11 protein-coding genes are annotated in these 10,853 nt (G+C 66.2%); 5 read left to right on the forward strand and 6 right to left on the reverse strand.

Features of this window, described 5'->3' with window-relative positions; translation table 11 throughout:
* Window positions 1-167: 167 nt before the first annotated feature.
* The 4 genes from A1351_RS23095 to A1351_RS23110 all read right to left on the reverse strand — a co-directional run bounded on the left by A1351_RS23095 (window position 168) and on the right by A1351_RS23110 (window position 4,898).
* Window positions 168-1,487 carry a di-heme oxidoredictase family protein gene (locus A1351_RS23095; RefSeq protein ID WP_083967474.1) on the reverse strand — a complete coding sequence of 440 codons (1,320 nt, stop codon included), beginning with the start codon at window positions 1,485-1,487 and terminating at the stop codon, window positions 168-170.
* Window positions 1,484-2,866, reverse strand: coding sequence for an ABC transporter substrate-binding protein (locus A1351_RS23100; RefSeq protein ID WP_245291711.1), 1,383 nt, complete (start codon window positions 2,864-2,866; stop codon window positions 1,484-1,486). Before A1351_RS23100 ends, A1351_RS23095 begins: the two co-directional genes overlap by 4 nt.
* Before the next feature lie 242 nt (window positions 2,867-3,108).
* Window positions 3,109-3,900, reverse strand: coding sequence for a TOBE domain-containing protein (locus tag A1351_RS23105; RefSeq protein WP_024878480.1), 792 nt, complete (start codon window positions 3,898-3,900; stop codon window positions 3,109-3,111).
* Window positions 3,901-3,956: 56 nt separating this feature from the next.
* Entirely contained in the window at window positions 3,957-4,898 is a 942-nt protein-coding gene (locus A1351_RS23110; RefSeq protein ID WP_024878481.1) for an N-acetylmuramic acid 6-phosphate etherase, read from the reverse strand.
* Between the two features lie 152 nt (window positions 4,899-5,050).
* Between A1351_RS23110 and A1351_RS23115 the strand changes: the two genes are divergently transcribed.
* Together A1351_RS23115 and nagA are read left to right on the forward strand one after the other, a co-directional pair.
* Window positions 5,051-6,082, forward strand: a complete 1,032-nt coding sequence (locus tag A1351_RS23115; protein ID WP_024878482.1) for an SIS domain-containing protein — start codon at window positions 5,051-5,053, stop codon at window positions 6,080-6,082.
* On the forward strand, window positions 6,079-7,239 hold the full coding sequence (gene nagA / locus A1351_RS23120; RefSeq protein ID WP_024878483.1) for an N-acetylglucosamine-6-phosphate deacetylase: 1,161 nt from the start codon (window positions 6,079-6,081) through the stop codon (window positions 7,237-7,239). The genes A1351_RS23115 and nagA overlap by 4 nt, the downstream gene beginning before the upstream one ends.
* A gap of 10 nt (window positions 7,240-7,249) precedes the next feature.
* Here nagA and A1351_RS23125 read toward each other — a convergent pair whose 3' ends face one another.
* Entirely contained in the window at window positions 7,250-8,248 is a 999-nt protein-coding gene (locus tag A1351_RS23125) for a glycoside hydrolase family 3 N-terminal domain-containing protein (RefSeq protein WP_064034026.1), read from the reverse strand.
* 131 nt (window positions 8,249-8,379) lie between these two features.
* Here A1351_RS23125 and A1351_RS23130 point away from each other — a divergent pair, with 131 nt between their 5' ends.
* From A1351_RS23130 to A1351_RS23140, 3 genes are all read left to right on the forward strand, one after another.
* Entirely contained in the window at window positions 8,380-9,309 is a 930-nt protein-coding gene (locus A1351_RS23130) for a DMT family transporter (RefSeq protein WP_064034027.1), read from the forward strand.
* An 81-nt stretch (window positions 9,310-9,390) separates the two neighbouring features.
* Complete coding sequence (locus tag A1351_RS23135; protein ID WP_064034028.1) at window positions 9,391-9,579, forward strand: DUF3008 family protein; 189 nt, start codon at window positions 9,391-9,393, stop codon at window positions 9,577-9,579.
* A 25-nt stretch (window positions 9,580-9,604) separates the two neighbouring features.
* Entirely contained in the window at window positions 9,605-10,006 is a 402-nt protein-coding gene (locus A1351_RS23140; RefSeq protein WP_026600015.1) for a four-helix bundle copper-binding protein, read from the forward strand.
* A 97-nt stretch (window positions 10,007-10,103) separates the two neighbouring features.
* Here the strand turns inward: A1351_RS23140 and A1351_RS23145 are convergent, their stop codons facing one another.
* The gene (locus tag A1351_RS23145) at window positions 10,104-10,739 is read right to left on the reverse strand and encodes a TetR/AcrR family transcriptional regulator (RefSeq protein WP_024878488.1); all 636 of its coding nucleotides are present in this window, start codon (window positions 10,737-10,739) and stop codon (window positions 10,104-10,106) included.
* Between the last annotated feature and the right edge of the window lie 114 nt (window positions 10,740-10,853).

The following is a 10,853-nucleotide window of genomic DNA, read 5'->3' on the forward strand; positions in this document are numbered from 1 at the left end:
CCCCCGATAGTCCCGTAGTCCCGACGCCCCCTCCCCAGCCCTCCCCCGCTTCGCGGGAGAGGGAGCAGATTCCGCGCTTCATCGAGAACTCGCGCCGCGCTGCCCGCTTCCCTCTCCCGCCATTGGCGGGGGACGGAGAAGGAGGGGGCCTTTGCGAATGGTCGCCATTAGAGCGACCCCAAAAATGTGAGCAGCTCTCCCCGCTCCTCGCGCGTCAGGCTGCGAAACCGCTGCGCTGCGCCCTCCGCCTCTCCGCCGTGCCAGAGGATCGCCTCTGTGACGCTGCGGGCGCGGCCGTCGTGGAGAAAATCCACGGGCGTTCCAAAGCGGCCGGCGAGGCCGAGGCCCCAAAGCGGCGGCGTGCGCCAGTCGCGCGGGCCGGCTTCGAAATCCTCGCGTCCGTCGGCGAGCCCTTCGCCCATGTCGTGCAGCAGAAGATCGCTATAGGGATGAATTTCGGTCCCGCTCAGCCAGGGCGCGAAGCCGACCGGGCCGAGCTTCATCGTCTCGCGATGGCAGGCGGCGCAGCCGATCTCGCGGAACAGCGCCTCGCCTTTGGCGACGCGCGGATCGTCCTGATTGCGGCGAGCGGGCACGGCGAGGCCGCGCATATAGGCGAGCGAGGCCTCGAGCCGCGTGTAGGTCAGCTCGATCTCGTGTCCCGCCGCCGCGCGGCATTCCGGCTGCACAGCGGTGCAATTGGGCTCGGGGAAGAGATAGGAGGAGACGCCGATGTCCTCGGCGAAGGCGTTGGCGATTTGCTGCCGCAAATCCGGCTGATTGGCCTTGAGGCCGAAGCGGCCGAGCGCCATGCGGCCGGCCGCCATGTCATAGACATGGTTCGGCCGGCCGCGGCCCTGGCCCACCGCATGGCGTGTTATCTCATCGTCCGGCACGGCCTCGAGCAGGCCGAGGCCGAAAACCGGCGGGGCGTTGCGCAGCGAAATCCGCACCTTGTCGCCGAGCGGCCCATAGGCGAGATCGCGAAACGAAAGGCGCGGGCGGCGCAGCGAGACGATCTCGCCGTCGGAAAGGCGCGTCTCGACCTCGTCGAACGTCACGATCGCGCGGCCCTCGCCCGGCACGCCGGGATTGCCCTCCGGATTGAGCTGGCCGCCATAGGCGGGATGCGGCAGGGGGCCGCCATGGGCGTCGCGGCCGGGCAAGCCCAGTCGCACCACCATGGCGCGGGCGATGCCATTCTCCGGGTCCGGCGCCGGGCCGCGGCCGTTCTTCACATGGCAGGCGATGCATGAGAGCCGATTATAGAGCGGTCCCAGCCCTGTGATCTCGGTCTGATCCTGCGAGGGGCCGATCACCCAGGCCTGATGGAACAGCGCGCTTCCCTGCCGGAAGCCGCGCAGAAAACCCTCGTCCAGCCCGGCCAGGGGCCGGGAGAAAGCGTCGCCGTCGAGCTTGGGGTTCTCATAGGGCGCGCCGGCGGAGAGAAAAAGCAGCGCGAAGGGAAGGAGAAGCCGCCGCCTCACAGACGCTGCTCGGCGGAAGCGACAAGGCTCAGCGCCTCGGCTCGGGCCGATGAAATTTCTGCGCGCCAACGGGCGGCGAGGTCGCCGTCCTTCAGCTCGCGGCTGGAAAAACGATCGAGAAATGCGGAATCTTTCGCCTGGGCCTCAGAAATAGGCGTGAAGCCGGCGAGCTTGCGCGCCTTCGCCACAGCGGCGGCGCCTGCAGAGTCAGGGGCGGCGGCGAGCCGCGCCTCGGCGGCGTGAATGGCCCGCCAAAGGCGCTGCGTCTCGGTGTGGCGCTCGGTGATGGCGAGATCGAACATCACGCTGACGACGCCGGGCCGCCGCCGGCCGATCTCGGCGTCATAAGGATAGAAGGTTCCCGGCGGCAGGGCGAAGGGGTTGACCACGGCCGCCGGCTTGCCGGCATAGGCGTCCGGGCGGGCCGGATGGCGGCTGCTGTCGGCCTCCATCATCAGCTTCTGGCCCTTGGAGGAGAGCGCGAAATCGACGAAGGCCTTGGCCGCCGAAAAACGCTGCGTGCCGGCCGTGATGGCGATATGGGCTGGCAGAAAGGCGGTCTTCTCCGGATAGACGAAGGAGATGGATTCGCCATTGGCCAGCGCGTTGAAGGCGAAGAAGTCGACGGTGAGGCCGAGCGCCGCATGGCCGTCCTTGACGCTCGCCGTCGGGCCGGAGCCGGAGCCCAGCAGCTCCGCGCCGCCGGCGATTTCCGCCAGCAGCGCCCAGCCGCGCTCCCAGCCTTCCGACTGCAGCACGATGTCATAGAGCGCCGGCGAGAAGCCCACCTTGGCCGGAATCGGCATGACAATGCGGCCGGCATAGGCGGGGGAGGCGAGGTCGCTCCAGCTCTTTGGCGGCTTTAGCCCGTCGCGCGCGAGCGCGGCCGGATCGACCACGATCCCATAGCCGGCGACGTCATAGGCCTCGAACAGGCCGTTCGGGTCGGAGAGGAGCTGATCGCCGAGCCGGCCGGGCAGAGCGGCGCGATCGACCGAGAATTTCTGAAAGGCGCCGCGGTCGCGCAATATAGGGAAATTTCCGAGAGCGGGCGCCCAATAGACATCGGCGCCGCCCTGGTCCTTGTCGCTCAGCAGCGCGAGCGCGTCGCGCGACTGCTTCCAGACGAATTGGACGTGAACGCCGGGATAGACCTTCTCGAACTCCGCCTCATAGCGCGTCGTCAGCTCTTCCGGGAAGGAGGTGACGACGACAAGGCGCTCGTCCGCCGCCCGCGCGGGCCTGCCGAGCAAAGCGACGCCGAGCGCGGAAGGGATCGCCGCCAGCACATTGCGGCGGCTGGGAAGAAGGGCGAGGCGACTCGCTATGTCGAGGCGATACATAATGAAAACATAAAAGCGCCGCCGCGGGCGTGTCAATCGACGCGAGCGCTCATTTTATCGGCGGGCAGCCCGCTGATTGATCTTTCTACCAGCGATAGAGAATTCGATTGTCATACCCGATCCGCTTGATTGGTTCGGTGTCATTCCCGACGCTCGCAAAGCGAGCGATCGGGAATCCAGAGCAAAACCAGCGCTTTTGTGGCTCTGGATTCCCGGTCGGGCTTTCAGCCCGCCGGGAATGACAAGCCACAATGCGAGCGGTTCAAACGGAAATCGTATCAGTCGACCGCGAGGATGACGTCGGTCGGGCTGAAGCTGGCGACGGCCCGCTCGCCCTCGGCAATGCCGAGGTCTTCCGCCGTCTGGCGCGGCACGACGGCGTGCATCGTCTTGCCCGCGCCAATGTCGAGCAGGACCTCGCTGTTGCGCTCCGCGTCGATTCGCCGCCGCACCACGCCGACGAATTGATTGCGCACGCCGGGGGGCGTGTGCTCGGGCGTGGTGAGATGAACGAAGGAGGATTTGATCAGCGCCAGAGTCTTGCGTCCCGGCTCGAGGCCCAGCTCCACCGCCGAGTCATTGGTGACGATGGCGTGAATGGAGGTCTCCGGCGACACGCGCAGCGTCACCTCGACATCGACCGGCCATTTCTTCACCGAGACGACTTCCGTCTGGAATACATTGCGCGCAGAAATTTTTACGCCCACGCTCCAAAGGAGAAAATCATCCTGATCCTCGAGCCCCTCCTCGGCGATGAGCGAGGAGATGCGCGACAGCCGCTCCTCCAGCCGATGAAATGTGGCGATGAGCCGGCGCCCTTCCGTCGTCACCTCCGCGCCGCCGCCGGAGCGGCCGCCGGCCTTTGTCACAAAGGCGGGGCTGGGCAGAAGATTATTGATGGCGTTCACAGCATCCCACGCCGTCTTATAGCTGAAGCCGACGACCTTCGCGGCCTTGGTGATGCTGCCATATTCGGCGACCGCCTCCAAAAGCTTGATGCGATCGCGTCCGACCAGGAAACGTCCTTCGCTGCGAAGCGCCAGCAGCGCGTCGATCTTGTTGACTGTCATGGCTCTCGCGAATCCTTTCCGGCGAATATTTATTATACCTCTTCGCCGAAGACGCATCAAAATTCGGGCCGATGGGCCTCCGTCACGCCGGATTTTTTCGGTCCCTCGGCCGGCGCGCCGGCGAGCGCCTCCACCGCGCGGCGCAAATGACCGCGCGATCCTTCGAGCGCGGCGCGCGCTTCGCCGAGCCCATGGCCCTCGAGCAGCAGATAGGCCAGCTTCACGCTGCCGCCCGCGCGACGCAGCGCCGCGCCTATCTCCGCGCTCTCGCGTCCGGTGAGCCGCGCCAGAATGCGCTCGCTGCGACGCGCGAGCTTTTTGTTGGAGGCCTGCACATCGACCATCAGCCCTTCATAGACGCGGCCTTGCAGAATCATCACCAGCGATGACAGCATCAGCAGCGCGACGCGCTGCGCCGTGCCGGCCTTCATGCGCGTCGAGCCTGCGATCGCTTCCGATCCCGTGTCGAGAAATATCTCATGCTCCGCTTCGGCGAGCAGCGGCGCGTCGCGATTATTGGCGACGCCGATCGTCAAGGCGCCATGCCGCGCCGCCTCGCGCAGGCAGGCGAGGGTGAAGGGCGTCGTGCCGCTCGCCGCGACGGCGATGACGACATCGGCCTCGCCGATCGCATGGCGGCGCATCAGCTCGGCGCCGCGTTCGGTCTCGTCCTCGGCGCCTTCCACGGCTTTCAGCAGCGCGTCGTCGCCGCCCGCCATCAGCAGCAGCAGGCGCTCCTGTGGCCAGCTGAAGGTCGGCGTCAGCTCGGCGCCGTCCTGCACCGCGAGCCGGCCCGATGTTCCGGCGCCGACATAGACGATGCGTCCGCCGCGCGCGAGGCGCCGCACGACCGCGAGCGCCGCCGCTTCCATCGCAGGACGCGCCGCGCGCACGGCGGCGACAGCGGCGAATTGCCCTTCGATCATCGCGTCGAGAATCTCGCTCGGCTCCCATGCGTCGATCGATGAATAGCGTGGGCTCGGACGTTCCGTTTCCATGTGACGCCTCCTTACGGAACAGTTCGTCCTTCGCAGTGGAATTCGCAAGCGAAGACGCTGCCGCGCAAAGGATTTCGCGCTCGCTCGAAGCGCGCTCCCGTGCCATAAGGGGCGCGGGCGGGGGGCGTGACAGAGCTGCAGCAGAGCCGCCGATGATCATGCAAGACAATCAAATGGCGATCGAAGCGCGCGAGGCGCCGCATGCGGTCGCAAGACAACAGGGGCTCATCGCCCCGCGCCTCGCGCCGCTCGTCGCGCGCTTGCGCGATGTAAATCCGCGCGTCGTCGTCACTTGCGCGCGCGGCAGCTCCGCTCACGCGGCGACATTCGCAAAGCATCTCATCGAGCGTGGACTCGGCCTGCCGGTCGCCTCCGCCGCGCCGAACATCACCAGCGTCTATGGCGGCGCGCTGCGGCTCGACGGCCAATTCTTTCTCGCGATCTCGCAATCGGGCGGCAGCAATGATCTCATAGAGCAGGCCGCCGCCGCGCGCCGCAGCGGCGCCGTCACCGCTTGCCTCGTCAATGAGGTCGAGAGCGAGCTCGCCGCGCAATGCGAGTTCGTTCTGCCAATGGCCGCAGGACCGGAATTCGCCGTGCCGGCGACGAAGACCTTCATCGCCTCGCTCGCCGCGCTGGCGCGTCTCGTCGCGCTTTGGTCTCAGGATCGCGCGCTCGAGGACGCGCTCGCGCGTCTGCCGGAGCGGCTCGCGCGCGCGGCCGAGCTCGATTGGTCGCGAATGGTGGACGCCTTCTCGCGCGCGGAAAGTCTCGTCGCCATAGGACGCGGGCCGACGCTGGCCATAGCACGCGAAGCGGCGCTGAAGCTGAAGGAGACGGCCAATCTCCATGCGGAGGCGTTCAGCTCCGCGGAATTCATGCATGGACCGGTGTCGCTGGTCTCGCCGCTCTATCCGATCCTGATGCTGACGCCGACCGATGAGGCGGCGAGCGGCATGCGTCGTCTGGCCGAGGATTTGCGCGGCAAAGGCGCGGCTCTGTTCACGACGGATCGCGAGGATGAGACGCGCAATCGCTTGCCGACGATCGCATCCGATCATCCCGAGACCGACGCCATCTGCCTCATTCAGAGCTTTTACGCCATGGCGGCGCGGCTCGCAGCGGCGCGCGGCGTCGATGTCGATCGCCCGCGCCATTTGCAAAAGGTGACGCGCACGCGATGAGCGAGGAGTCGCGCCGAACGATCGCCGCCGACGTCGTCTTCGACGGCGAAACGGCGCATCGCGACTGCGCGGTGGTGATAGAGGGCGAGAACATCGTCTCGCTCATTTTGCGTCGCGAGATTCCGCGCGGCGCCGATGTGCTCGAGCTGCCGAAAGGCGTCTGGCTCGCGCCGGGCTTCATCGATATTCAGGTGAATGGCGGCGGCGATGTTCTGTTCAACGATTCGCCGACGCCGGAGGCGATCGCGACGATCCTTCGGGCGCATCGCAAATTCGGCACGACCTCGCTGCTGCCGACTCTCATCACCGACACGGATGAGAAGATGATCGCGGCCAAGCGCGCCGTGACCGACATTCTCCCACATGCGCCCGGCGTGCTCGGCGTGCATTTCGAAGGCCCGTTCATCTCGCCGGAGCGGCTCGGCGTGCATCGCGCCGATCTCCGTCGCGCGCCATCGCCGCATCATATCGAGATGCTCGCGCCGCCGCCGGGCGGCGTGTCGCTCGTCACCCTCGCGCCGGAGGAGGCGCCGCCGGGCTTCATCACCGAGCTCGTCGCCGCCGGCTGCAAAATTGCGCTCGGCCATTCCATGGCGAATTACGCGCAGACGCGCGCGGCGATGGCGGAAGGACTGACCGGCTTCACCCATCTCTTCAACGCAATGCGTCCGCTCGCGAACCGCGAGCCGGGGCCGATCGCGGCGGCGCTCGAATCTTCCTCCGCCTCTTACGGGCTCATCGTCGATGGCGAGCATGTCGATCCGGCGATTTTACGCCTCGCTCTGCGCGCCGGCCTCGGCCATCCCATGCTCGTCACCGACGCAATGCCGCCCGTCGGCGGCGACGGACGCGGATTCGCCTTACAGGGCAGGGAGATTCTCGTAGAGGATGGACGCTGCGTGACGGCGGAGGGCACGCTCGCCGGCGCTTCGCTGGATATGGCGAGCGCGGTGCGCAATTGCGTCGCGCTGCTCGATCTTCCGCTCGAGCGCGCGCTCGTCCTCGCTTCCGCCAATCCGGCGAATTTCCTGGGGCTCGGCAAAAGGCTCGGCCGGCTCGTCGCCGGCTATCGCGCCGATATGACGGCCTTCGATCCGCAGAGCCTTCGCATCGTTTCGACCTGGGTCGCCGGCGAGCGCTCCGCCGAGGAATGGTGAGGCGCGCGCTTCACGCCTTGAGGCGCCGGATGCGCTCGATCGCGGCCTGAGCATTGGCGCGCAGAGACGCATCCGTCTCGCAGGCGTCGAGAAGCTTCTGCGCATAGCGCGCCGATTCGTCCTGCTCGTCCTTCATATTATTGCCGATGAGGATGAAATCCGCGCCGGCGCGCAAGGCGCGCAGCGCGGCCTCCTCCGTCGTCATCAGCTTTTGCACGCCCTGCATCTGCAGATCGTCGGTCACGACCACAGTCTGCGGCGCCCATTGCCGCAATTTACGAATGGCGATGGAAGAGAGACAGCAGGGCGTGTCCTTCTCCCACTGATTCACGACGCCATGGCTGAACAGAACCATGGGAATGCGCGGCGCCAGCGTCTCGAAGATTTTCACCTGCGTGTCGGTGATGCAATCGGAGAGATCCATCACATGATCGTGCGGATTGACCTTGGCGCCGCCCGTGCCGGGAAAATGCTTCAGGCACAGCTTCAGCCCGGTCGCGCGCGCGACCTCGACCAGCGCGGCGACGCATTCCTCCACGACGCGTGGATCGGCGGAGAAGCTGCGTTGCGCCGAGCCGATGTCGGGACTGTCGGGATTTATGTCGAGATCGACGACGGGGGCGAGATCGGCGTCAATGCCGAGATCGCGCATTTCCGCATAGGCGGGACGCAGCGCGTCGAGCCGCTCCTGTTTTGTCAGCCGACCGAATTGGCGCGCGCTCGGCAGCGGCGCGAAGCCGCGCTCCTCCTTCAGCCGCCGCACCTTGCCGCCCTCCTGATCGATGAAGATCATCGGCCGCGTCGGCAGCGCGTGAATCTCTTCACAGAGCGCCTTCACCTGCGCGGGTGAGAAGATGTTGCGCTCATATTTGCGATCCGTGCAGTCGTAATCGAAGAGGATGACGCCGCCGAGCCCATAGTCGCGCGCGAAATCGCGCATCCAAGGCGGGACATGCGGCGTGCGGAAGCCGAGCAGGAACAGCTCGCCTATGGGAAGATAGGAAGACATTGGCGTGAGATGGCGCAGCGATGAGCGAGGTCAAACGGGGCCGCGACGAAAATATGGCGAAAAGGAGAGGCTCGCGCTTTCGGCTCCGCTCGATTATGAGTGCGGCGCAGCTTCGAAGGGGAGAGAATCCGATGAGCGATGGTGTCGCCGAAAGCGCTCCGCAGACGGCGCGATACGCCACGGGCGCGATGTTCGGCGTTTCCGCCGTCACCGTTTGGGCGACTTGGCTCGTCGTCACGCGGCTCGGCGTGACGACGACGCTCTCGGTCTATGATCTCACAATGCTGCGCTTCGGCGCCGCCGGCGTGCTGCTGTTTCCGATCGTGCTGCGCAAAGGGCTCGCGCTGGAGCGGCTCGGCCCTCTGCGTCTCCTCATTCTCGTCTGTAGCGCCGGCGCGCCTTATGTTCTCGTCGCCGCCAGCGGGCTCAGGCTCGCGCCGGTCGCTCATGCGGGCGCGCTGCTGCCGGGCTCCATGCCGCTCTTCGTCGCGCTGCTGTCGTTTCTACTCACGCGGGAACGCTTCACCGCGAGCCGCCTCATCGGCTATGCGCTCATCGCTCTGGGCGGCGCGGCCATTGCGGGGCCGGGCGCATTGTCATTCGGCGAGACGCAGATCGGGCATATTCTGCTTTTGAGCGCGGCTTTCGTCTGGGCGGGCTATGCGATCGTGCTGCGCGCGTCGGGCCTCGATTCGCTGCATGCCGCGGCGCTGGTCTCGACAGGCTCGCTCATTCTCTATGGGCCGCTCTATCTCGCCTTTCACGGCTTGCATGGAATGGACGCGCCGCTGCGCGACATTGTGATGCAGACCTTGTTCCAGGGCGTCATGGTGTCGATCGTGGCGCTGTTTCTCTTCGGCAAAGGCATAGAGCTGCTCGGCGCTTCGGCGGGCGCTGCCTTTTCGGCTCTGGTGCCGCCCATGGCGGCGCTGATCGCCGTTCCGATGCTCGGCGAAATCCCTTCGCCCATAGAGCAGATCGCGCTGCTCTGCGTTTCCATCGGCGTCTATCTCGCGAGCGGCGGCCGAGCGCCGCGCTGGAGCATGCCGCGGCGCGGCTGAAGGAACCTCTCCGGCGCAAAGGGGTTATCCTCCGCCCCGCGTCGCCTTCCCGCGGCGCGAGACGTCGAAGGGGAGGAGCCCATGCCCGCCAAATCAAAGGCTCAGCAAATGGCCGCCGGCGCCGCGCTGGCGGCCAAGCGCGGCGAGATTCCAAAGAGCGAGCTCATAGGAGCCTCGCGTTCCATGCTCGACTCCATGACCGAGAAGCAGCTCGAGGAATTCGCCGCCACCAAGCGCAAGGGCAAGCCGGAGCACGCGACCAAATCGTGAAGCAAATCTCAAGGAGGGACGACTCATGCATGTGGAAGCCATCATCGCCAGCCATCCGCAAATGCGCGGCCGCGCCGACGCCGCGCTCGTCGGCTGTGTCGAAGCCTGCTTCGATTGCGCGCAGGCCTGCGCCGTTTGCGCCGACGCCTGCCTCACCGAGGAGAATGTCGCCGATCTTCGTCGCTGCATAAGGCTCGATCAGGATTGCGCGGACATATGCCTCGCGGCGGGCGCCATCGCCTCGCGGCGCAGCGCGACGGATGAGACGGCGATGCGCGCCGTTCTACAGGCTTGCGTCGATATGTGTCGCGCCTGCGAGAAGGAGTGTCGACGCCACGCCAAGCATCACGAGCATTGTCGCATCTGCGCGGATGTGTGCAAGGAATGCGAGAGCGCCTGTCGCCGCGCGATGGGACCTGCGCATTAGAGCGCTTTCCGATCGGACGGACTCGTCCGATCGACGCGTGGCCATGCGCGCCGCGCCAATTCTCCCCTCTCCCGCGAAAGCGGGAGAGGCGGAAGCGCTAAGGCGCATAGGCCTTCAAGAAGACGGCGAGGCCGGACTCCATCACCCGCTCATATTCCGCCTCGCTGCGCAACTCCAATCCGAGCGCCACGCGCATGGGCAAATCGGAGACGGTGAGATGCAGCAATTGCTCCGCCGCCATTTGCGCGTCGTCGAAGGCGAGCAGGCCTTTCGCCTTCGCCTCGTCGAGATAGCCGGAGACGAGATCGAGGACATTCTGCTTGCCGCTGTTGAAATAGAGATGGCAGAGCTCGGGGTAGCGCCAGCGCTCGCTCGACACCGCCTTGAAAAAAGCGGCCCATTCCCGGGTCAGGAAGCGGGCGACGAAATGCGCGCAGAGCTCGCGTAGCGCCTGCTCGGCGCCGAGGTCGAAATCGGGCTTGGGGACATCGACGCATTTTTGGCTGCATTCGATCTCGATGAGATTGCGAAACAGCGCTTCCTTGCTGGGGAAATAGGCGTAGAGCGTCGCTTTCGACACGCCCGCCGCGCGCGCGATTCCGTCCATGGACGTCTCGGCGAAGCCCTGCTCCAGAAATTGAGTCCGAGCCGCCGAGAGGATCTGACACTCCTTGCGATTCGGCACATGGTCTGTGGCCGGCTCCGTCGCGGTCGCCTCCGCTTCCTCGGTCATATGCTCAGGTCCAACCCCGTCATTCTGTCCCTCCTCCCGCAGCAGTCCCACGCAGGCCTTGTCTCAGCCTTTGCGTTGCTTTTCCATCCCCGGGAAAAACTGAACCGTTCAGTT

Origin of the sequence: Methylosinus sp. R-45379, from assembly GCF_001644125.1 — a bacterium.
GTDB lineage: Bacteria > Pseudomonadota > Alphaproteobacteria > Rhizobiales > Beijerinckiaceae > Methylosinus.